Origin of the sequence: Dyadobacter tibetensis Y620-1 (genome assembly GCF_000566685.1) — a bacterium.
GTDB classification, from domain to species: Bacteria; Bacteroidota; Bacteroidia; order Cytophagales; family Spirosomataceae; genus Dyadobacter; species Dyadobacter tibetensis.
Genome location: NZ_AZQN01000002.1, coordinates 596514 through 618754, shown reverse-complemented (window position 1 = coordinate 618754; position 22241 = coordinate 596514). Strand labels below are relative to the sequence as shown.

General features: G+C 42.5%; 17 protein-coding genes. 7 read left to right on the top strand and 10 right to left on the bottom strand.

The window, feature by feature from the left end:
• Positions 1-62 precede the first annotated feature (62 nt).
• Positions 63-2021, top strand: coding sequence for a DNA topoisomerase (ATP-hydrolyzing) subunit B (gene gyrB, locus X939_RS0106240; RefSeq protein ID WP_025762405.1), 1959 nt, complete (start codon positions 63-65; stop codon positions 2019-2021).
• A gap of 272 nt (positions 2022-2293) precedes the next feature.
• On the top strand, positions 2294-4525 hold the full coding sequence (ppk1, locus tag X939_RS0106235) for a polyphosphate kinase 1 (RefSeq protein ID WP_229236011.1): 2232 nt from the start codon (positions 2294-2296) through the stop codon (positions 4523-4525).
• Between the two features lie 61 nt (positions 4526-4586).
• On the opposite strand, the gene X939_RS0106230 is transcribed toward ppk1, so the two are convergent.
• The 4 genes from X939_RS0106230 to X939_RS0106215 all read right to left on the bottom strand — a co-directional run bounded on the left by X939_RS0106230 (position 4587) and on the right by X939_RS0106215 (position 10252).
• On the bottom strand, positions 4587-7055 hold the full coding sequence (locus X939_RS0106230; RefSeq protein WP_025762403.1) for a bifunctional UDP-N-acetylmuramoyl-tripeptide:D-alanyl-D-alanine ligase/alanine racemase: 2469 nt from the start codon (positions 7053-7055) through the stop codon (positions 4587-4589).
• 259 nt (positions 7056-7314) lie between these two features.
• On the bottom strand, positions 7315-7935 hold the full coding sequence (locus X939_RS0106225; RefSeq protein ID WP_025762402.1) for a nucleotidyltransferase family protein: 621 nt from the start codon (positions 7933-7935) through the stop codon (positions 7315-7317).
• Positions 7932-9086, bottom strand: a complete 1155-nt coding sequence (locus X939_RS0106220) for an XdhC family protein (protein WP_025762401.1) — start codon at positions 9084-9086, stop codon at positions 7932-7934. The genes X939_RS0106225 and X939_RS0106220 overlap by 4 nt, the downstream gene beginning before the upstream one ends.
• Before the next feature lie 8 nt (positions 9087-9094).
• Positions 9095-10252, bottom strand: coding sequence for a cysteine desulfurase family protein (locus X939_RS0106215; RefSeq protein ID WP_025762400.1), 1158 nt, complete (start codon positions 10250-10252; stop codon positions 9095-9097).
• A 348-nt stretch (positions 10253-10600) separates the two neighbouring features.
• Here X939_RS0106215 and X939_RS0106205 point away from each other — a divergent pair, with 348 nt between their 5' ends.
• Positions 10601-11236 carry a peroxiredoxin gene (locus X939_RS0106205; RefSeq protein ID WP_025762399.1) on the top strand — a complete coding sequence of 212 codons (636 nt, stop codon included), beginning with the start codon at positions 10601-10603 and terminating at the stop codon, positions 11234-11236.
• A gap of 67 nt (positions 11237-11303) precedes the next feature.
• Here X939_RS0106205 and X939_RS0106200 read toward each other — a convergent pair whose 3' ends face one another.
• Positions 11304-12038, bottom strand: a complete 735-nt coding sequence (locus X939_RS0106200) for a DUF6962 family protein (RefSeq protein ID WP_025762398.1) — start codon at positions 12036-12038, stop codon at positions 11304-11306.
• A gap of 425 nt (positions 12039-12463) precedes the next feature.
• Between X939_RS0106200 and X939_RS0106195 the strand changes: the two genes are divergently transcribed.
• Complete coding sequence (locus tag X939_RS0106195; RefSeq protein ID WP_025762397.1) at positions 12464-13165, top strand: MCP four helix bundle domain-containing protein; 702 nt, start codon at positions 12464-12466, stop codon at positions 13163-13165.
• 65 nt (positions 13166-13230) lie between these two features.
• Here X939_RS0106195 and X939_RS0106190 read toward each other — a convergent pair whose 3' ends face one another.
• Positions 13231-13782 carry a hypothetical protein gene (locus X939_RS0106190; protein ID WP_025762396.1) on the bottom strand — a complete coding sequence of 184 codons (552 nt, stop codon included), beginning with the start codon at positions 13780-13782 and terminating at the stop codon, positions 13231-13233.
• Positions 13783-14007: 225 nt separating this feature from the next.
• On the opposite strand from X939_RS0106190, the gene htpG reads away from it, so the two are divergent.
• Complete coding sequence (gene htpG / locus X939_RS0106185) at positions 14008-15834, top strand: molecular chaperone HtpG (RefSeq protein ID WP_025762395.1); 1827 nt, start codon at positions 14008-14010, stop codon at positions 15832-15834.
• Between the two features lie 50 nt (positions 15835-15884).
• Here the strand turns inward: htpG and X939_RS22110 are convergent, their stop codons facing one another.
• The 4 genes from X939_RS22110 to rho all read right to left on the bottom strand — a co-directional run bounded on the left by X939_RS22110 (position 15885) and on the right by rho (position 19754).
• Positions 15885-16421 carry a helix-hairpin-helix domain-containing protein gene (locus X939_RS22110; protein WP_025762394.1) on the bottom strand — a complete coding sequence of 179 codons (537 nt, stop codon included), beginning with the start codon at positions 16419-16421 and terminating at the stop codon, positions 15885-15887.
• A 22-nt stretch (positions 16422-16443) separates the two neighbouring features.
• Positions 16444-16953, bottom strand: coding sequence for a hypothetical protein (locus X939_RS0106175; protein WP_025762393.1), 510 nt, complete (start codon positions 16951-16953; stop codon positions 16444-16446).
• A 35-nt stretch (positions 16954-16988) separates the two neighbouring features.
• Complete coding sequence (locus tag X939_RS0106170; RefSeq protein ID WP_025762392.1) at positions 16989-17888, bottom strand: OmpA family protein; 900 nt, start codon at positions 17886-17888, stop codon at positions 16989-16991.
• A gap of 126 nt (positions 17889-18014) precedes the next feature.
• A complete protein-coding gene (gene rho, locus X939_RS0106165; RefSeq protein ID WP_025762391.1) occupies positions 18015-19754 on the bottom strand; it encodes a transcription termination factor Rho in 1740 nt (579 codons plus the stop codon).
• Between the two features lie 450 nt (positions 19755-20204).
• Here rho and X939_RS0106160 point away from each other — a divergent pair, with 450 nt between their 5' ends.
• Positions 20205-20924, top strand: a complete 720-nt coding sequence (locus X939_RS0106160) for a type III pantothenate kinase (RefSeq protein ID WP_025762390.1) — start codon at positions 20205-20207, stop codon at positions 20922-20924.
• Positions 20914-22230: a BamG family beta-barrel-assembly machinery protein gene (gene bamG / locus X939_RS0106155; RefSeq protein ID WP_229236009.1), complete on the top strand. Its 1317-nt coding sequence runs from the start codon at positions 20914-20916 to the stop codon at positions 22228-22230. The genes X939_RS0106160 and bamG overlap by 11 nt, the downstream gene beginning before the upstream one ends.
• Positions 22231-22241 lie beyond the last annotated feature (11 nt).

The following is a 22241-nucleotide window of genomic DNA, read 5'->3' as shown; positions in this document are numbered from 1 at the left end:
ACCTTTACACTTTGCTTTGAGTGCTCTTGGAGTGAATAAAGTTACTGAGTAAATACAAATATATGTCAAACGAGATTGTGTTAGGAGTTAATAGTTATTCAGCCGAAAATATACAAGTACTTGAAGGGCTGGAAGCCGTACGTAAGCGTCCGGCAATGTACATCGGTGACACTGGATTTAAAGGTGTTCACCATCTTATTTGGGAAGTTGTAGACAATTCCATTGATGAGGCCATGGCTGGTTATTGCGATACCATTCATGTTACCATCGAAGAAAACAATTCTATTACCGTACGTGATAACGGTCGCGGAATCCCGACAGGCTATCATGCCAAAGAAAAAAAGTCGGCCCTGGAGGTGGTACTTACCGTCTTGCATGCTGGGGGTAAATTTGACAAAGATACATATAAGGTTTCTGGAGGGCTTCACGGAGTGGGGGTATCCTGTGTGAATGCTCTTTCTATCCATCTTCGGGCTGAGGTGCATCGCGAGGGGCAAATTTTTGAACAGGAGTTCAGTGAAGGAAAACCTTTGTATCCCGTACGGGTTATTGGTGAAACGGAGAAAACCGGAACCACTATTCACTTCCTGCCCGACGATACTATTTTTACGGTAACCGAATATAAATACGAAACTGTTGCTACACGTTTACGCGAACTATCATTCCTTAACAAAGGGATTCGTTTAACTCTGGAAGATAAGCGTGAACTTGACGAAAACGGAAAAGCACTCTACGAAGAGTTTTACTCTGAGGTAGGTTTGAAGGAATTTGTACGCTATCTGGATGCAACCAGGCAGCCCCTGATTCCTGAGCCGATTTATATGGAGAATAATAAGGGGACTGTTCCGGTGGAAGTCTCGATGATGTATAATACCTCCTATAGTGAGAATGTATATTCTTATGTAAATAACATTAGTACCATAGAAGGAGGTACGCACGTATCGGGCTTCAGAGCTGCGCTTACCCGGACCCTTAAAAGTTATGCCGATAAGTCAGGAATCCTGACCAAAGAAAAAATTGAGATCAGTGGAGATGATTTCCGGGAAGGACTTACAGCAGTAATTTCTATAAAGGTAGCCGAACCCCAGTTTGAAGGGCAGACCAAGACCAAGTTGGGTAACTCAGAAGTGACGGGTGCGGTCAGTCAGGTAGTGGCTGAAATGTTGGAGACTTATTTGGACGAACACCCAAAGGAGGCCCGTACCATTATCGACAAGGTGATATTGGCCGCTAAGGCTCGGATTGCCGCTAAGAAGGCCCGTGAAATGGTGCAGCGCAAAAACGTGCTTACCGGCACAGGCTTGCCTGGCAAGTTGGCTGACTGTTCCGAGACCGACCCTAAGGTATGTGAGATATATCTGGTAGAGGGAGACTCTGCAGGTGGGACTGCCAAGCAGGGCAGAAACCGGGCATTTCAGGCAATCTTGCCTCTGCGAGGTAAGATTCTGAACGTCGAGAAGGCTCAGGAATATCGTATTTATGAAAACGAGGAAATTAAGAATATGTTCACCGCCATGGGTGTTCAGATCGGTAAGGATGGAGATGAACGGGCTTTGAATATCGAAAAGCTACGCTATCACAAAATCATTATCATGACCGATGCGGATATCGATGGTAGCCATATCCGTACCCTAATCCTAACCTTCTTCTTCCGGTATATGAAGATTTTGATAGATGAAGGGTATATTTATATTGCGCAGCCGCCCCTTTATTTGGTGAAAAAGGGCCGTGAAGAACGCTACTGCTGGACCGAGGGACAACGTGAGCAAGCCGTGAAGGAGATCGCAGGGGCGGGTAAAGAAGAAAATGTGAATGTACAACGTTATAAGGGTCTTGGTGAAATGAATGCTGAGCAGTTATGGCAGACCACGATGAATCCAGAGAAGAGAAGTCTTAAGCAGGTGACGATCGAGTCTGCTGCGGAGGCCGACCATTTGTTCTCTATGCTCATGGGCGATGAGGTGGCACCCCGTCGTGAATTTATTGAAAAGAATGCTAAATATGCCCGAGTAGATGTATAGGCCATCAATTCGTTAAGAAAAAGTAAACGGATGGCTGTATTTCAGCCATCCGTTTACTTTTTTAACCATTTCATAATAAAATATATCTCGATTTAGAAACAAATAAGGTCGAAATTCGTTGAATTTTTTAGATTTGGGATAAATATTAACACACTATCAACAGTAGCATTCGTCGACCCCGATCAGTTAAGGATATGATATATAAGACCGATAAAATTAAAAAGTTTACCAATATATTGTCACTATTTAAATCAAATAGGCAGGAATCAGATATGGAAGAATCTAAATTGATGAGCCCTTCTGAGAAGGCCAATACCTTGGTGCAACAGAGCGATTTGATTAGCCGCGATTTGAGCTGGCTAAAGTTTAACGATCGGGTGCTCGACCAAGCCGAAAATAAAGACAGAAACTTATTTGACCGTCTCAAGTTTTTGGCGATTACTTCATCTAACCTAGATGAGTTCTTTACCATTCGGATCGGAAGTTTATATAACTATCTGGATTTCGGAAAGGAGAGGATGGACTATTCGGGACTAAGGGAAGTGCCTTTCCGTAAACTGTTGCTTAAAGAGTCGCAGGATTTTGTCCGTAGGCAGAATGAGTGTTATAGCAATGAGCTCTTGCCCCTTTTTGCCCAGCATGGTTTTAGGATGCTGACCCTTCCCGAGATAAGCAATGAGGAGAAAAAGCTTGCCGAGGATTTCTTCGATCGAACGGTATATCCCATGCTTACCCCCATGCTGTTTGACTATACGCATACCTTTCCGGTGTTGCTGGCAAAAGTTTTGGTATTTGGCGTGATCACGCAGGTAAAGGGTAGCACTTCCGAAGAAGATCGTAAGTTGTCCTTTGTACAACTCCCCCATAATCTCCCCCGTTTCTATGCCATAGAACGGGCAGAGGAAATCGTTTTTGTTCCTATAGAAAGCATCGTCCGTAATTATATTCAGAAGCTCTATCGAAACGTAGAGATTGTCAGCACTAATCTCTTCCGAATTATCCGTAATGGCGATTTTTCAATGGAGGAGAGTGATGATATGGAGTCAGATTTTATCGATGAAATAAAACAGAAAATAAAAAGCCGTCGTTTAGGTCGGGTGGTTCAGGCTTCAATAGAACCAGGCTTTGATCCAGATTTGTTAAGTCTGATCAAAAAGCGCTGGGAAGTCGACGATTCTAATGTGTTTGCCTATGACGGGCTGATAGACTATACCTCTTTATGGAGTATTATCAAGCATCCTGAATTTAAGGATCAGATTCCGCCGACTCGCCCTTCGGTCCCTCCCTTGGTATTAGAAAGGGAAAGGATTCCAGACGTTTTTGAAGCGATGCGGGAGAGGGATATTTTCCTGCACCATCCTTATAATAATTTCGAACCGGTGCTCCAGCTGTTGGAGCAGGCAGCTGAGGACCCTAAGGTTTTATCTATCAAACTTACCATTTACCGTCTGGCCAAAAACTCACGGGTTACGGAGGCATTGCTGCATGCCGCTGAAAATGGTAAAAGTGTAGCTGTACTTTTTGAAGTAAAGGCCCGTTTCGATGAAGAAAATAATATAAAGGAAGCTCAACGACTTCAGAAAGCCGGATGTTTCGTCATCTATGGTATTGGCTTGCTCAAAACTCATACCAAGCTTCTTCTGATCGTTCGAAACGAAGGCAATCAGGTTCGTAGATATGCACACCTTTCCAGCGGTAATTATAACGAGGATACTTCCCGTTTGTATACCGATACGGGGCTGCTTACCACCAATGAAGAGTATACTCATGACATCTCGGAATTTTTTAATGTAATTACCGGACATTCCAACCCGGCAGAGTATCAGAACCTTATTACAGCCCCACGTTATATGCGTGATAAGCTCCTGGAGTTGATCGATCAGGAAGCGGAAAATGCTAAGGCTGGACTTCCTAGTGGTATTTGTATAAAAATTAATTCCTTGGAAGATCGGGCCATAATCTATCAATTATATATGGCCTCGCAGGCTGGTGTGCCTATTAAACTGATAGTGAGAGGAATGTGTTGCCTTCGTCCAGGTCGCGAAGGTCTGAGCGAAAATATAACCGTACGCTCCTTAGTAGGCGATTTCCTTGAGCACTCCCGTTTGTTCTATTTTCATCAAAATGGGGATCCGCTGGTGTATGGAGGAAGTGCAGATGCCATGGTGCGAAGCTTCGACCGGCGAATCGAATCCCTCTTCAAATTGGTGGACCCAAGGGTGAAACAAGAAGCCATCCATATCCTTTATTTTAGCCTACAGGATAACGTCAATTCCTATGAAATGCAGGAGGATGGTACCTACTTAAAATGTGAAGTAGTAGAGGGAGAAGAACCCTTGAACGTACATAAAGCATTTTACGACGTTACCCTTGAGGAGGTGATGGCGACCAGGCTTTTTGAAGATAATAATCCGGCCTGCACAGCGGAAGAAATGGTTATTTCCGAAGAACATACACCTACCGATAGCGACCATTCTGAAGAAGCGGATTGTAAGACAATCTGATATAAGTTGAAATATTATAGCCATGGAGGTGCAGCAGATGGTTGTTGCACCTCCATGGCTATTACTCTTTATAAAAAATTCTTTTTACTCTACTTCCAATGCCTGTAAGGATTTCATAAGGAATGGTCTGGGTCTTTTGAGCTAGTTCTGATATGGTTATTTCTTTTCCGAAAATAATGACCTCATTCCCCTCTTCAACTGGAATTCCAGTGACATCCACCATGGTCATGTCCATACAGATATTTCCGATGGTAGGACAGCGGTGTCCATTGATCCATACCTGCCCATTGCCATTGCCTAATTGGCGGTTATAACCATCGGCATAACCGATGGCAATGGTAGCGATGGAGGCGTTCTTGTCTAGTCTGCCCTTTCTACCATAGCCTACTGTTTCTCCTGCCAACAAATGTTTTACCTGGGAAACCACCGTTTTGAGTCTCCCGACCGTTTGAAGCTGAGACTGTTCCTGCCCTGTGGCCTCTACGCCGTAGAGCCCTATGCCTAAGCGCACCATGTCCAAGCGATATTCAGGAAAACGCACGATGCCGGCAGAATTAAGCAAATGCTTGATGACCGGATAGCCTAAAATTGCCTCGATCTTTTCGGCCCCGGCCTTAAATCGATCGTATTGTTGGATCGAGAAGGCATTATGCTCTCCTTCGTCAGCTCCGACCAAGTGCGAAAATACGGAGGCCACCCGGATGTAAGGATATTCTGCTAAGGTTGTCTCAAGCCAACCTAACTCTTCGGCAACAAAACCCAGTCTATGCATGCCTGTATCCAATTTGAGGTGTACCAAAGGCATCAGGGTGGGCTCATTGCGCATTCCCGCATAATGTATCCATTCCTGCATAATTTTCTCACTATAAATTTCCGGCTCCAGATTATATTCCCAAAGCATATCGAAGGTGGCAGGAGACGCATTCAGTACCATGATCGGGATCGTGATTCCGCTCTGACGTAAAGCTACTCCTTCGTCGGCGTAAGCCACCCCTAAATAATCAACCCTATGATATTGCAGTAAACTCGCTACCTCGGTGCTCCCACTTCCATATGCAAAGGCCTTGACCATGGCCATTATCCTGACGCCCTTACCAGCCTTGTTGCGATAATAGTTTAGATTATGTGTCAAAGCATCCAGATTTATTTCAAGCACGGTATCATGCACTTTTTGTTGGAGGCGGTGTACAATTTTTTCGAAAGAAAAGGGGCGAGCCCCTTTAATTAAAATCAGATTGTCGGTCAGGCTCCCGAAGGGGAACGACTTTAAAAACAGATCGGTATCTGGATAAAAATCCTGACGGGGCAGGTCAAAGTAGGTCTGCTGTTTCATCATTTCTGGACCTATACCAATAAATCTGTCAATATTCTTTTCCTTTAAGATCTGAGCCATGGTTTGATATAGGTCAGCCGGTAACTGGCCAGAATGCAGAATGTCGGAGAGTATAACCGTCTTTTCATTTCTTTGTTCCTGTTGAGTAAGAAAACCCAGGGCCATGGCGATCCCTTGCATATCGTTATTATAAGCATCATCGATAATATAGCATCGATTGATTCCTTCTTTTAGCTCCAGGCGCATAGAAACAGGACGAAGAAACTGTATTCGTTGTTGTATGTCCAGAGGTTGCAAGCCTTGCTCCAGCATGAATATGATGCAATGCGTCAGATTTTCTAAGGAAGCTTCATCCCGGAAAGCCGTTTCGAAACGACATATTCCAAATTGCCCTGTCAGAGCAATAAAGGTTTTATCTTTCTGTGGACTAAAGACTACTTGAACATCGGCCCCACTTAAGGCACTGCCCCAGCTAATGGTCCTCAAAAATGGATTTACCGGTCTTAATATTAATTCAATCTCCTCGTCAATCTCCTGGTAATCCTTTCTGTAAATAAGCTTTTTGACTTTAGTGAATAAGCGTAACTTCTCAGTTATTTTTTGTTTCCTACTTCTAAAACCATCGTCATGAGCCGATCCGATATTGGTAAATAAGCCGATGGTAGGAGCAATTACAGGCTGCAGATATTCCATTTCATGGGCCTTGGAGATACCCGCCTCAAAAATTGCGAGGGTATGGCTCTGCTTCATGTTCCATACCGAGAGGGGCACGCCTATTTGAGAATTATAACTTTTTGGACTGGCGATCACCTGTTCTCCGGGAGCCATAAGCTGACTAAGCCATTCTTTTACAATGGTCTTCCCATTACTACCTACAATCCCCACAACGTCTATATTAAAATTACGGCGGTGCATGGCCACCGTCATCTGTAAAGTACGGATGCTTGAGGTTACCACCCAGAATTGAGCGTCTGAAAGCTTCAGGATCCTGTTTTCAAGATTTTCATCTAAACTGCCGGACTCTATAACAAATTCCCGTACGCCTTTATGGTACAACTCGCTAATAAACTGGTGCCCATCATGGCGTTCGCCTTTGATACAGAAAAAGATACTCTGATCGGGAAAGCTTAATTGACGACTATCTGTAAGTATATATTTGGCGGAGCTCTTTATTGCCGCCGTGGTAGGTTCGATCACGATTTTATAAAACTATTATTTAATTTGGCAAAGGTATCAATCCCTTACAGCTTAAGAAGGAGATTGCCCGATTTTCTCTAGATTTTGCAGGGCTTTTCATTATTTCTCTAAGATTTGAAAGGATGACTCAGCTGCATACTCTTGGCTTCTGAACTTAGTGAATAGGAAAGTTAATGTACGTGCCGGCCGATGTGTACCTCCCTATGATAATTTCAGCAAGACTACATCAGAATCACCGGTCGTAGAATTTTACATGCACCTAGGTCAACGATCTTCCCTCTATGAATGCAAGATAATCTTCCCAACTATCCAAATCGATATTTCCCAGTGGAAAAGGAATAGAGGTAGCCCGATCGGCTCTCAATTTCAGTAATGGCTGGGCTCCAGAACCTTCATTCAGTTGCATAAGGTCTGGGAAAAGATCTTTAGCAAATAGAACCGGTGTGCCCATCTGTTCCTTATAATAGGAAGCTATTATACTTTTATTTGATTCATAATGCGTAAGCAGCAAATTATCCAGATGCTGCGCCCTAAGGTAAGGCTGGTCGCTGACCATAAGAATTACGGCATCTAAAGCGGGAAATGTCTCCAAAATTTTATGTATACCCACTCGGATTGAGCTGCCCATTCCTTTTTGCCAGTTCTTATTCTGAACTACAACTACTGGATAAGTATCTAACTCTACGGTGATTTCTGTATGATACATTCCGGTGACCACTACGACGGGATTCGCCATAGATTGGCATGCCTCTTCGGCCATCAATTGAATTAAGCTTTGGTTTGCGATGGGTAACATCTGTTTAGGTTGTCCCATACGTGAAGAGCTGCCGGCCGAGAGCATGATTATCCCAGTTGCAGGAAGGTCGGTCCTTGGGTTCATAAGTTCTCCGGTATTTGTAATGGATGATGTATAGGAGCATCCTTATAACGTAAGGACCTTCCCGTTTTACCGGCAAAGACTCCTTGAATTTCTGCCAATATGGATAGGGAAATTTCATCGGAAGTTTCTGCACCTATTTCCAGGCCTATGGGACCATAAACTTTGGCTTTTTGAGAGTCAGGAATTGTTGCTCCACTTTGTTCCTCAATTTCTGTATACATTTTTTCTAATTTAGACTTAGGGCCTAAAATGCCTAAGTACCTTAGATCGGTGCGGGGCAATAGGTCCATGAGTATTTGGAGGTCGTAACGATAATTATGGGTCATGAGTAATACAGCAGTTCGCAGATCTATTGACATACCTTCTACGACCTTTTCAGCTTTAGCAACCCTGCATATACTGGCACCAGGGAAACGTTCAGAGTTGCAATGGCTCGAGCGACCATCGATAACCTGTACTTCCCACCCAAGATGTGCAGCCATATAGCTCAACGGAATGGTATCATTGCCGGCACCCACTACCAGGAGCCTAAGGCTGGGGGGGATCCATTCGGCAAAAGCAGTTAGTCTTTTGTCAGCCAGATTTATTTCTTCAAAAACTGAAGTTTGAGCCCGGTAGGTTTGCTGGGCAATTTCATCGATCAAATGGGTCCTAAATTCACTATTTCCAGTCATTTCTGATGTTTGGGGAGTATCCGAAAATAGTAGACAGGTGCCGGGATGGGGCCCTGAGGCAGCCTTGTGGTCAAAGAGCGTGATGAGTACCGATGGACATCTGTCTTCCAGTAGCTTAGCAAGTAGGACCATTGGGTTAACTGACATAGAACCGTCAATGGGTTCAAAAAGTATGTGAACAATACCATTACAGCCCAGCTGAACTCCAAGGGTAGTATTATTCCCTTCAGTCGTATCGTAAGTTACCAGCTTGTTTTTTTTCTGAGAAATAGCTAGAAGGGCCTTTCTAAGCGCATCGCCTTCCAAGCATCCTCCGCTAATCGCTCCGGTAAGCTGTCCTTCATCGGTAACCAACATCCGAGCGCCTGGTCGGCGATAGGAAGAGCCCTCAACCAATACTACCGTTGCCAGGGCCGTAGCTTGGCCCTGACTTCGAGCCTGATGGTAAGCGTTTATAATGTCTTTTATTTCCTTCATGGCTTCTTTTAAAATGAATATCCTTGATGGATACGATGAGATAAAATGGCGGATTTTAATTGTTCTTTAGCCTCATTTATTTCATACTTGGTGTTAAAGCGCCCCAGACTAAATCGGAAGGAGGATTCTATAATTTCAGGACTCTTTTGCATGGCTAGTAATACATGACTTAGCTGTCTGGTAACGCTACTGCATGCGGCGCCTTGAGAGAAGGCTAACTTACTGCCAAGACTTAGAATAAAAGCTTCGCCTGAGACACCCTCTATATATAGGTTAGAGCAGTGGGGGAGTCGGGTATCCGTAGGGCCATTCTGGTGTACACCTCCCAATCTCATAAGTTCTTGCTCCAATTCATCCCGCCATTCGCTAAGTCTACTGGCCTCTTCAGACATTTCCAGTCTGCTGATAGCGCAAGCCTCTCCCAGACCGATAATACCAGGCACATTGAGTGTCCCACTTCTGAAGCCAGCTTGTTGCCGCCCTCCTTCGAGTTGGGCCTTTAAACTAATATTTTTTCGTTTGTAAAGGATACCAATACCCTTTGGTCCATACATTTTATGGCCACTAAAGCAGACTAAGTCGACGCCACCTTGTTTTACTGACACAGGAATTTTCCCAACGGCTTGGGTTGCATCCGAGAAGAAGGGAATATTTTTAGCCCGGGATAGTTCGCCTATTTTTGTGATAGGCTGAACAGCTCCCGTCTCATTGTTTGCAAAATGAATACATATAAGCCCCGTATCAGCACGAATGGCGGCTTCTAGCTCTTCCAGACAAATCAGGCCATGCTCATTTACCGGCAAGTAGGTGACGGGGTAGCCCAAGGCCTCCAAACTCGCACAGGTGTCTAATACTGCAGAATGCTCTGTCGCGCAGGTTATAATATGGTTTTTCTCAGGTTGGTTAAGTAGTATCCCTTTCAGTGCTAAATTGATTGACTCTGTGGCTCCAGAGGTAAATATTAATTCCGAGGGGTGCGCACCTATAAGCTGAGCGCATTTCTCTTTAGCCTCGTCAACTCCTTCAGCCGCTTCCCACCCGAAAACATGATTCCTACTGGAAGGATTGCCATATATTTTTGTGAAATAGGGTAGCATCACCTCGAGAACTCTCGGGTCCATAGGAGTAGTAGATTGGTGATCTAAGTATATTGGACTTTGCGGCATCTAGAATTATGTATAATAAATGAATGAAGTACAAATTAGCCATATATATCTAAAAATTATACTCTAATCCTTTTTTTTAGATCAGGAATTCTATGCTTTTCAAGTTGCTTCGAATCTTCCCCAGTCAATTCTTAAACCGATACTGGTAAAAAAATTGAAAGTTAAAAAACTGCTTCACCGGTATTCGGTTGCCATAAAATTGCGGCTTAAGAGATAGCCCCGGATATCCCGAGAACCTGCGGCAGCAGCTGTCAAGGAAAGTGGGGTAAATTGAACCTTTTGGCTATTTTTACCATTATTCATTACAAGTATTTAAGAATAAATTATTCATTTTAAACCCATCGAATTATGAGTCTTAGATTAGGAGATATCGCCCCAGATTTTGAAGCAGATACTACCCAAGGGCATATACAATTTCATCAGTGGCTTGGCGATAGCTGGGGATTATTATTTTCACATCCTGCCGATTTTACTCCTGTATGTACCACAGAGCTTGGTAAGACAGCACTTTTGAGCGGTGAATTTCAAAAAAGAAATGTGAAAGTATTAGCCGTTAGTGTAGACGATGTAGAGTCACATAACCGCTGGATCCCCGATATTAACGAAGTGAATGGCACCGAAGTAAATTTCCCTATCATTGCCGACGAAACCCGTAAAGTGGCGGAACTCTACGACATGATTCATCCCAATGCAAGTGAAAAAGCCACAGTGCGTTCGGTATTCATCATTGGGCCCGATAAAAAGATTAAACTAACACTGACCTACCCAGCTTCTACAGGGCGTAATTTTCATGAAATATTAAGAGTTATTGACTCCTTGCAGTTAACAGCCGATTATTCGGTGGCTACCCCGGCCGATTGGAAAGATGGTGAAGATGTAATTGTGGTGCCGGCGATTAGCACAGAGGATGCAATCAAGAAATTTACGAAAGGTGTTAAAGAGGTGAAGCCATATCTTCGCTATACTCCCCAACCGAATAAGTAATATTCTGTTTATATTAAAAATAGAGCTCCCTCATGTGTTGTGCGAACAATATATGAGGGAGCTCTATTTAGGAAACATCCATTTCGTGTTTAACTTTTTCTATTAAATCATGTTCTTCTCCATAGTAGACCATATTTCTGGCCCCCAGATAGTAATAGTAGATGGACGCACCCATGGTAATATGACTGATGTCGTTATAATTGAACCATGGGCCAAAGCTTAATTTCAAGGCATGTAATCCTGCCGAGACAGCACCTAATCCGGTTGCTATAAAGATGAATTTGCTCCCCGGATCCTTCTTTTTTTTATACATATATACTTCTATTGTAAAGAGCATTAGGAACAAACCGTAAAAGGCATGCACCTCTACTACTACGAAATTGAGGGTGATAAATGTAAGTACAAAGAAGATAACCAATTCCACATAATTAAGAATTCCCAGAAATTTGCCTGTGTTCTTGGCCAGTAAAGGCTTAACATGCCAAATGGCGGCACGCTCAAATAAGGCAACCGCGATCATGCTAGCAAACCAGCCAGGGATTTTACCCTGCAAACCGGTAATATAGATAAATCCATGGCCCAAAATACCTCCTATGGCTGTGGCCAAACCCATGAAAAGGAAAAAATACTGAATTTGGGTGTACATACGGTGAACCCGGCCCAGTCTGTTTAGCTGTATAAAGGCATAAATACAAATTAGGGTCATCAGCAGACTCGATATGACAGTGGAAGGTTCAAGGATGGTAATGCCCATAAACTGGATTTGATGTACCTCGCTGTATTCGGCTGGAACGTTGTTCATAAATTAAGTTATAACTATAGTTTTGTAGAATATCTTCAAATTAAATACAATTGATTCAGTAATTACAATTTCCTTGCCAGTTGATTTTCTTTTGTTCCCCGGCGAAGAATGGACACTTGCGCAAAATTTAGTACTCGAAAGCCGTAAAAGTTGTATTACAAGAGAAGTATCTATGGAATAGGGTGAAGGAGGCAGCATTGACTACCAGCCCCGGCTCGACTGAGCAGAAAACGCGAACAATAAATTGCCCAAAGCAACGATAATGCCAATGACACAAGGATGCCTGTTTGGTAAAAATGGTACAATTTTTAAAAAGTATAGTGCTATTTGCTAAACCATTTCCCGAAACGCATGGTTTATAGAATAATAACAAGTATTTTTAAAATAATTGTTAAGAGTCATCTGAAAACCATAATATTAAAATAATGAAATGGTCATTCATCATCCAGCAAAAATTAAAGGCAGCCTTGGTTTTATGCTCCCTCATGGTGCTTATTATTCTGGGGACGCTTTTATCCTCTAGCAGTATGAAGGGAATAGATAAATCCGTTTCCTCTATATACCAGGATAGATTGCTGCCTGCTACCACCATTATCTATCTCACTGAAAATCTTTATAATAAGCGGTTGTCATTAGAAAAATATTTATTGTCGGCCAGGCCCCGATTTCGCAAGGATATACAATCAAGCTTGACTGCTTATGATGCCAACATCGATTCATTAATTAAATCATTCGAAGGAACCTATCTTGTGGAAAGGGAGGCTCATAGTTTGGTAGCCCTTAAAAACAGGATTAAAGAGTATGCCCTTCTGGAGGAGATGATTATCAATCTGAGTGAATCTGGACGAATTGATGATGGTAAAAATTTGTTTGAAGGAGCTGGAGCAAATACCTTTCAGAGGACAATCCTCAATTTGAATGAGCTTACAGCAATACAATCACATGTAGGCCAGGAGTTAATACAGGAGTCTAAAGGAGATATGGCCAGTGTGAATGCAGTTATGGCCCTGCAGATTATGATGGCTATTATCATTGGTCTTATTATATTGACTCTGATAAAAAATTCTCAAATCATTCATCAGCCAAGAGTCAAGAACGTAAAGGAGCAGAATTTTAACTTAAATTGATATGGGTTATCCCGACATAAAAAAAGGAGAGGCTAGCCTCTCCTTTTTTTATGTCGGTCCTCTTGCTATTGTCCTACCTTGCGCCCTTTCAGGGTTTCACGGGTATTGTTGACCTGTTTAAGTAAATCTTTCTTCACAAAGAGTCGGGCTCCATTTCCTGCCTGAAGATCGAAAGTACGTTGTTTATACTCAAATTTATTTTCAGGGAGAACATCTAAAAAGTAGTTCTGTCCACTAAGGTTAAATTGCATCCCCTTGGTATCTTGCTGGGTGTCGTCCCAGGAGACATGAATTGTTCCGGTAGCAGATCCTAGCGATACACCAGGTGTAAAGGGTAATACATTGATGGTCTGGATGCTTTTTCCATTACTCATTGTAATTTGTCCTTCAGGATTAACTTTGATGTCATTAGGGTCCGACACTTCCCTACGTATGGTAATGGCCTTGTCATTAAAGAATTGGACCTTTTCAAGAGGAATACCAGCTTCTTCCAGGCTTCTCCTGAGATCTTCAGTAAAGACTGTATAATTGGACAAGGGAACCGAGTTCATGGTGGTACATGCACTAAGGCCTACCAAAAGGAAAAGGCTTGCTAGTATTGTTGATTTTATTTTCATAATGGATGCCTAAAATTCTATTGTTTCTGATTCGTAATAATTCGTTTCGACGGTTAACGCAATATTAATAAAAAGCTGATCGGTACACAAATTCCCATTATTTAGTTGACTTCTGTCAATTTGGCAGATACGACCTCAAGGAATTGTAATTGGAACGTTAATTTGATATCCATATTGCAGGAGATATTTTATAAGCAACTATAAATTTTAAAATAATCGGTTATTATGGAATCAGTGATTCAAGAAAAAGGAAGTTTAAGCATTCACACGGAAAATATATTTCCTATTATTAAGAAGTTCCTATACTCGGACCACGAGATCTTTTTGAGAGAATTGGTGTCTAATGCTGTAGATGCTTCTCAAAAGATAAAAAAATTAGCCTCATATGGTGAGTTTGACGGTGAACTGGGAGAATTAAAGGTTCAGGTAAAACTAGATAAAGAAGCCAAAACCATTACTGTTAGCGACAATGGGGTGGGGATGACAGCTGAGGAAATAAAGAAGTATATTAATCAAATTGCGTTCTCTGGAGCCACAGAGTTTGTAGAGAAATACAAGGATAAAGGGGATAACGGAAATATAATCGGAAACTTCGGTTTAGGATTTTATTCGGCTTATATGGTAGCTAAAAATGTTGAGATAATTACCAAGTCTTTCCGTCCCGGATCAGAAGCTGTACGCTGGGTATGTGATGGATCCACCGAATTCGAACTGAGCGGTACCGAAAAAGAGGGACGTGGAACGGATATCATTCTACATATTGCCGAAGATTCAGAAGAGTTTTTAGATTCTTTCCGTTTAAAGGGTATACTTGAGAAATATGGTAAATTTTTGCCAGTTGCAATCGAATTTGAAGATAAGGTAATTAATAATACTACCCCTATCTGGACCAAAAATCCCTCGGACTTAACCGATGAGGAGTATATTGCGTTCTATAAGGAACTACATCCATTTGCAGAGGATCCACTATTCTGGATCCATTTAAATGTGGACTATCCTTTCAATTTAACAGGGGTGCTCTACTTCCCAAAACTGAAAAACGATTTCCAGGGACAGAAAGAAAAAATTCAGCTTTACAGTCGCCAGGTCTTTATTACAGATGAAGTGAAGGATATTGTTCCGGACTTCTTACAATTATTGCACGGGGTGATCGATTCTCCGGATATTCCCCTGAATGTGTCACGGAGTTATTTGCAGGCTGATGGTAACGTGAAGAAAATTAACGGATACATCACAAGAAAGGTAGGAGACAAACTGGCAGAGATCTTTAAAAATGACCGTCCGGGTTTCGAAGCCAAGTTTGATGACATTGGCATGTTTATTAAATATGGTATCATCAGCGATGATAAATTCTATGAGAAGGCTAAGGACTTCTGTCTAGTGAAGAATGTCGAAGGGAAGTATTTTACTTTTGAAGAATATAAGGATAAAGTAAAGGAGAATCAGACAGACAAAAATGACAACCAGGTATGGTTGTATACTACGGATGAGAAGAAGCAGGATGCCTTTATTATTTCTGCTCAAAAGCGTGGTTACGATGTGTTGAATCTTTCGAGCATGATCGATGCACATTTCATTAATGCCATGGAGCAGAAACTTGAAAAAATCAATATTAAACGTGTAGATGCGGAGACACTTGATAAATTAGTAGAGAAGGACCTGAAGTTAGAAAGCGTACTTTCTACAGAAGAGACAGAGGCTCTCAAATCTGTATTTGAAGAGGTTAGAAGCGATAAAAGTGCGCAAATACAGATCGAAGCTATGCCTGTTGATGAACTGCCAGTAGTCATCACCTTTCCGGAATTTATGCGTCGGATGATGGATATGCAGGCTACTTCGGGTCAGCAATCCATGTTCGGAAATATGCCTTTAATGTATACGGTTTCGGTGAATGCCAATAATCCGGTAATTACCAAGATTCTTAAGACCGAAGATAAGGCGCACCAGAGAGCCTTAGCCAAGCAGGTTTTCGACCTGGCTATGCTATCTCAGGGTATGCTAACGGGTAAGGATCTTACTCAGTTTATACAGCGGTCAGTGTCGATAATTTAAGGTTCTATTTTTGCCTCGTATTAAAAAGAACCGTCGGAAGGCGGTTCTTTTTAATTGATAGGGGGTTCTTTTCCACCCATAAGGTGTTCTTTTAAGTTCTGAAGCTCTATCCATTTTCCAAATTTGGCCAGATTGGCCTGCTTGGGCCAGGAGCTCGGATCCTGAATTTGAAAGCGGGGCCCTGCGTTTCTTAATATTGAAGCCAATCGTATTGGCGAGGTATTGGCAAGATCTCCATAAGTTAGTATGCCTTCTTTCTTTAATAATTCTTCGATTTTAGGGCCTATGCCTTCTATGATTTTAAAGTCATCCGATTTACTTTGTTCGGTTTCCGGCTTGGGATATACGGTTTTTCGGGTAGACACCGTAGATAATCTGTCCTTCTGCCGGCCCTGAATGGAGCTGTCCTTTTGTAACTTCGAAATTTCTGACCTTAGATTCGCTATAGAATTTTTAATCCGATTTGATTTTACCGATAAAAAAAGACGGGATAGGGCATATCCAATTACTGCCGAAAGCAGCAAAGGGAATATGATTTCGGTAACCGAGGTCCATTGAAAAAGATTATCAGTAAATAGGGCGTTCATAGGTAGGGTGAGGGTAAATTACTTAGATATTTTTGGTACGGTCTATTTCTTCTTGTAGCGTAGCTAGCTCGTCCCATCGGTGTGCAGCCGCCAAACCGGCCTGCTGTTGCCATACAATGATATCCTCCACGAGGATTTCCTCTCCTTCATGGCCGATTTGTTGTTTGAGATGAAGCGGATTATAAAGTTGTAGCTGCCGATAAGTGTAGATGCCATGAGAGGCTAATTTTTGTTGCATCTCCGCAGAAATCCCATGAATTTTTGTAAGGTCATCAGGAATCTTCTCTGCCGCAGTGGCGAGGGGGCTGCTCGCCCTCCCGGTCTTAGGAGGAGAGGAGTCGCGGCTGCTTTCCGACTGACTTTGAAGATGACCTAACTCATGCTGAAGTTTGCTTTCAGTATGTTCAAGAGCTGTCACATAAGGTGTATGCGTAAAATAACCTGCTGCAAAGGCGAGTAAGAACGCCCCTAGAAGCATGATAAGAAATATAATTAGATCGGAACTTGTTGCCGGAGCATATATAAAAAGCATGTCAGTGGATTAGTATCAATTAATGCATAAAATAATTATTGTACTACTAGCGAAACACGACGGTTGGCTCTCCGGCCTTCTATCGTGCTGTTAGATGCTTTCGGTTCGGTTTCGCCCTTGCCTACCACGCGCATCCTGTCGGCAGGAATACCGAGTTTTAACAGTTTGTTCTTCACGGCGTTTGCTCTTTTGATAGAAAGTTGCATATTCCATTCGGCACTATCCTCATTATCCGTATGTCCGGTTATAACTAATTTTCTATTCCCTGGCTTAGCCAGATATGCTTTTGCAGCTTCCAGAAACTTACGGTTTTCAACCGTTTGTATATAATTTATACTTGCATAAGGAAAATAGAGTTCTATTTTGTTAAAAATACTGGTGAAGGTCTGGTCTGATGCCAGATCCGTTTCTGTGCTTGCCTCCCTTTTGTAAAAATTAAAGGTTATAGACTCTTTTACTATATTGTCAGGAGGAGTGGTCGTGGATATAGAGTCGGAACCGAAGCGGATTTTTGCTGGGTCAACACCTTTGCTACTCAATATCTCTTTTATATGGAAAGCCCGGGCGAGTCCTAGATTGGGGAAAGCTCCGGGATTTGTTTCGGAAGTATGATAGCTACCCCTGATCATCAGACGTTGATCTGGATTTAGACTAAGATGCCGGGCTATAGAGTCAAGAATTACTTCACCGCTATGCTCCATACGGGTAGCTTGTGAAGCAGGAAATAATATGGTGTTTTGCTCAATATTAGGCTTGTTTTCTGCAATGGGTTGACTATTAGAAAGACTGTATTTGGCTTCCTTTGCAGAGAATAGGGAAGGGATTTCAAGATTTAACGATTCACAATTTTGACGGATATGGCAAACATGCCAGTAGGTTGCTATGATAATCCATAGGACAAGGCTGCTCCACCAAAATGCGCTTTTTCTTAACATAATTCAATTGTATAGGGTTGTTTTGACTTGTAAAAAAGTCTACGGTCACCTAAATCTAATTACAAGCGCTGTAATAGGCAAATACAATTAAAAAAAGCCACTGATTTTCGGCAGTGGCTTTTTCAATTATCGGTTCATTGAGATCAGAAACTCTTCATTATTTCGGGTTCCTTTCATGTTATCAAGCAAGAAGTCCATGGATTCCATAGCATTCATATCCGACATATGTTTCCGAAGTATCCAGACTTTCTTCAGGGTTTCCTTATCTTGTAACAGGTCTTCCCGACGCGTTCCGGAAGCCATTACATCGATGGCTGGGAATACTCGTTTATTGCTAAGCTTTCTGTCTAGCTGAAGTTCCATATTTCCAGTTCCTTTGAATTCTTCAAAAATTACTTCATCCATTTTGGAACCGGTATCTATAAGTGCGGTGGCAATGATGGTAAGAGATCCACCATTTTCTACATTTCTTGCCGCTCCAAAGAAACGTTTGGGTTTATGCAGGGCATTGGCATCAACACCACCCGAAAGTATTTTTCCCGATGATGGAACAACTGTATTATAGGCTCTGGCCAAACGGGTAATCGAGTCTAATAGAATAACCACGTCATGACCACACTCTACCATTCTCTTGGCCTTTTCCAGCACAATGCTGGCCACTTTGACGTGGCGATCTGCCTGCTCGTCGAAGGTGGAAGCAATAACTTCAGCCCGCACACTTCGTTGCATGTCTGTAACCTCTTCCGGACGTTCGTCTATCAGAAGGATAAGCAAGAACACTTCCGGGTGATTGCGGGTTATGGCATTGGCTACTTCTTTTAGAAGGACGGTCTTACCCGTTTTGGGTTGAGCTACAATCATACCCCTTTGTCCCTTACCTATTGGAGCAAAAAGATCCAATATACGTGTGGAATATTGATCGGGCCGGGAGCTTAACTTAAGACATTCATCGGGAAACAGGGGAGTGAGGTATTCAAAAGGAATCCGGTCACGGATCTCCTCAGTGGTTTTTCCGTTAACCGTTTCAACCCTAAGTAGAGCAAAATATTTTTCACCTTCCTTGGGTGGTCGAATCTGCCCCTTTACGGTATCTCCCGTTTTAAGGCCAAATAATTTTATCTGAGAAGGAGAGACATATATGTCATCCGGGCTCGCCAAATAGTTATAGTCGGCCGAGCGAAGGAAGCCGTATCCTCCATCTTGCATGATCTCCAGCACTCCCTCGTTGAGGATAAGTCCATCGAATTCGCGAACGTAATTATTATAGTTTCTTTTGATTTTGGCAGAAGTGTCTTCCCGTGAACCCTGTGCCTGATGAGCGGGGCGATCGGACTGCTCCCTAGGTTCCCTAGGTTCTCTGGCAGGTTTATCGGTTGAACCTTTTCTGCTTTCGGGACTCTCCTCCTGTTGCTGAGGAGATACACCTGTTTCAGGCTCCTGTTGTTTTTCTGTTATTTCTTCTTTACCTGAGGTTATTTCTTCCTTACCCAGATCTTCGATGGTATCTTCTTCGCTTTCCAGATCTGAATGCAGCGCCGCATTACGATTCGATTTATCGAATAAAGGGGCTTGTTTAGCGGGAGCAACTTTTTTTCTGCCCACCTTGGTAGGGCCCTTACTGGAGGGGCCTTCATCGCCCGCACTCCGGCGTGTGCGCTTTTTCTTGGTTTCTTCTCCCCCATTAGTAGTCGTTTCCGATTCGGGAGAGGGAGCTACGGTAGGTGTTGACTCTTGCTGTTGATGCGAGGATATCCGGCTTATTAGTTCCTTTTTGGTGGTTTTTTGTAAGTCAGAGATTCCTAAACCCGTTGCTATCTCTTTGAGCTCTGATAGAAGCTTGATGTTCAATTCATCGATTGTAAGCATAGAAATATTGTGCAGTAAGCATAGAAACTTACCCCTTGATTTTTATAGATGTGAATTTAAATAAAAGATGTCGAGGACTGAGGCCCCGAATTCATGTGGCGGTCATTGATATATGTATATATATTTTTTCATCTGCACGGAGTTCCAAGTGGCTCGAAACATGAAATTGAGGGCTATTTTAAGAACGATTGTTAGATTTGGTAACTATAAAAGGACGACAAACCTGATAAACACCCTTTAATGGACTCATCCGATAAGATGATAACGATCAATATAATGAAAAATACTTGAAGGAAATATTGGAAAGTTTTATCTCCACGAAATTATACATTAGAATTTAACAAAACAAGATTTTTTTAATTATTTATTTTTTTTGATGAATTCTACTAACATTGTGCCTAGGGTTGGAATTCTGAAAAAAAAATAGAATCGACCAATAAACAGAGGAGTATGACAAATATGGTAATCGATGCGGGAAATACGCATTATAAGGTCGGAATATTCGAGCATGAGGTTCTAATTTATAACAGAGCAGGACTTGATCTTAAAGGTGTTCGGGAGATGATTGACATGTACCGGCCTGAGTACAGTATCTTTTCTTCTGTAAACATTGAGTTTGAAGAGTTTATGGTGGATATTGGTGATATTGGGCCCATTATTTCCTTATCGCCTAAGATTCCCTTACCGATTTCTTATCACTATCATACACCCGAAACATTGGGGATGGACCGACTGGCCGCTGCAGTAGGGGCCCAGGCCCTCTACCCGGGTCAAGATGCGCTTGTGATTGATATGGGCACCTGCATAACCTATGACTGGATAGATGGTAATGGGGTATACCAGGGTGGCATAATCTCCCCAGGGATGCGGATGCGTTTCCAGGCAATGAATCGTTTTACAAAAAGATTACCCCTTCTTGAACCACCTCGGGAGGCTACATTCCTTGGCAAAAGCACAAAAGAGTCCATGGAAAGTGGGGTGATGAATGGAATAATTGCCGAGGCGGAAGGAATAATTGCCCGATATCATAACATTTCGCCGACAATGTGCGTAGTATTATGCGGTGGGGATGCTGCATACTTTGAAAGTCGCTTGAAAGACACCATCTTTGTAGTCCCGCAACTCGTACTAATCGGTTTGAACAGAATATTGATACATAATGTCGTTTAAAAATAGTTATAAATTCCTTGCCTTATTTCTTGCCCTAACTGGCGGAAATTTTACTCTTCAGCAATCATATGCACAGGGCTTGGGCAACTCCCCATATTCTTCTTTGGGAATAGGGGAGCTTTATGGAGATTCTTTCTCCGATAATGCTGGTACTGGTCAGGCAGGTGTCAGTTCCGGAAGTGGATTTCAGATTAATAATCTTAACCCTGCGCTTTGGGTACGAAATAAGTTTACAACCCTTGACTTTGGGGTGATAGGTCAATATAATCAAATTCAATCGGGTAATAAATCCCAGCGTAATGCGGGCGGAAATCTGGGTTATGTGGCCCTGTCATTTCCAGTTAGTACCAAATGGAACCTGGGGGTAAGTCTTAAACCGTATAGTTATGTTGATTATAGCAACGAATTTATCAGGACAGTTCCGGGTACCCCATCCAGTGCCTACTATAGCACCACAGGTAAAGGGGGTATTAATAAAGTCTCTTTTACCAATGCTTTTCAGATTGGGAAATACCTGAGTGTAGGCCTTGAGTCATCCTACTTGTTTGGGAATATTCAACGCTCCTCAACCGTACAGCTACCCATCATTGCCGGAGAATATTATCCTCTGCCTACTGGTGGTGACTATCAGGTGGCCATTATCGAGCGTAATACCGTTTCCGATTTTAGTTTTAAGGGTGGATTAGCGCTTCGAGTTCCCATTAAGAAAGAGAATAAGCTTTTCTGGAATTTGGGTGGAACTTATAGTTTAGGTTCTAAGCTGAATACTACTGAGACAACTTCCTTCGAACTCTCTCAAAATGGGACCAATATTGTAGCTCCCGACACGCTTTCCAAAGATCTGGGCGGCTCCATGACTCTGCCGGCACTTTACCAGGTAGGTACTAGTTTCGAATGGCCTTTTAAGCTTACGGTCTCTGCCGATTATAGTTATCAGGACTGGTCTAAATATAAAGGATTCTCAGGATCTAATGACGGTCTGCAGAATGTCAGTCGCTTTCATTTAGGAGCTGAGTATCTGCCTAACTTCACCTCCTTGAAATATTTCGATGTAGTACGATACCGATTGGGCTTTAGCCATGGTCAGATGCCGTACTCTATTAATGGGTCCAAACTCAATGATACCAATATTAGTCTAGGTATCACATTCCCAATGGGAGGGCGTTATTCAAACTATATTTCTGTTGCTTTTGTTGGAGGACAGAGAGGTAACTCCTCTGCTGGGCTAATTCGCGAACGCTATGGTAAAATGGTGTTAGGTATAACCTTAATGGACCGCTGGTTCGTTAAACAAAAACTAGAGTAATCGCTTGATTA

What these genes read in the sequence shown, in the direction of transcription:
- X939_RS0106170 (WP_025762392.1), bottom strand. Translation starts at nt 17,888, where the DNA reads ATGTTAAGAAAAAGCGCATTTTGGTGGAGCAGCCTTGTCCTATGGATT.
- X939_RS0106190 (WP_025762396.1), bottom strand. Translation starts at nt 13,782, where the DNA reads ATGAAAATAAAATCAACAATACTAGCAAGCCTTTTCCTTTTGGTAGGC.
- X939_RS0106195 (WP_025762397.1), top strand. Translation starts at nt 12,464, where the DNA reads ATGAAATGGTCATTCATCATCCAGCAAAAATTAAAGGCAGCCTTGGTT.
- X939_RS0106215 (WP_025762400.1), bottom strand. Translation starts at nt 10,252, where the DNA reads ATGCCGCAAAGTCCAATATACTTAGATCACCAATCTACTACTCCTATG.
- rho (WP_025762391.1), bottom strand. Translation starts at nt 19,754, where the DNA reads ATGCTTACAATCGATGAATTGAACATCAAGCTTCTATCAGAGCTCAAA.
- X939_RS22110 (WP_025762394.1), bottom strand. Translation starts at nt 16,421, where the DNA reads ATGAACGCCCTATTTACTGATAATCTTTTTCAATGGACCTCGGTTACC.
- X939_RS0106160 (WP_025762390.1), top strand. Translation starts at nt 20,205, where the DNA reads ATGACAAATATGGTAATCGATGCGGGAAATACGCATTATAAGGTCGGA.
- X939_RS0106200 (WP_025762398.1), bottom strand. Translation starts at nt 12,038, where the DNA reads ATGAACAACGTTCCAGCCGAATACAGCGAGGTACATCAAATCCAGTTT.
- X939_RS0106175 (WP_025762393.1), bottom strand. Translation starts at nt 16,953, where the DNA reads ATGCTTTTTATATATGCTCCGGCAACAAGTTCCGATCTAATTATATTT.
- X939_RS0106205 (WP_025762399.1), top strand. Translation starts at nt 10,601, where the DNA reads ATGAGTCTTAGATTAGGAGATATCGCCCCAGATTTTGAAGCAGATACT.
- htpG (WP_025762395.1), top strand. Translation starts at nt 14,008, where the DNA reads ATGGAATCAGTGATTCAAGAAAAAGGAAGTTTAAGCATTCACACGGAA.
- bamG (WP_229236009.1), top strand. Translation starts at nt 20,914, where the DNA reads ATGTCGTTTAAAAATAGTTATAAATTCCTTGCCTTATTTCTTGCCCTA.
- X939_RS0106225 (WP_025762402.1), bottom strand. Translation starts at nt 7,935, where the DNA reads ATGAACCCAAGGACCGACCTTCCTGCAACTGGGATAATCATGCTCTCG.
- X939_RS0106220 (WP_025762401.1), bottom strand. Translation starts at nt 9,086, where the DNA reads ATGAAGGAAATAAAAGACATTATAAACGCTTACCATCAGGCTCGAAGT.
- ppk1 (WP_229236011.1), top strand. Translation starts at nt 2,294, where the DNA reads ATGGAAGAATCTAAATTGATGAGCCCTTCTGAGAAGGCCAATACCTTG.
- gyrB (WP_025762405.1), top strand. Translation starts at nt 63, where the DNA reads ATGTCAAACGAGATTGTGTTAGGAGTTAATAGTTATTCAGCCGAAAAT.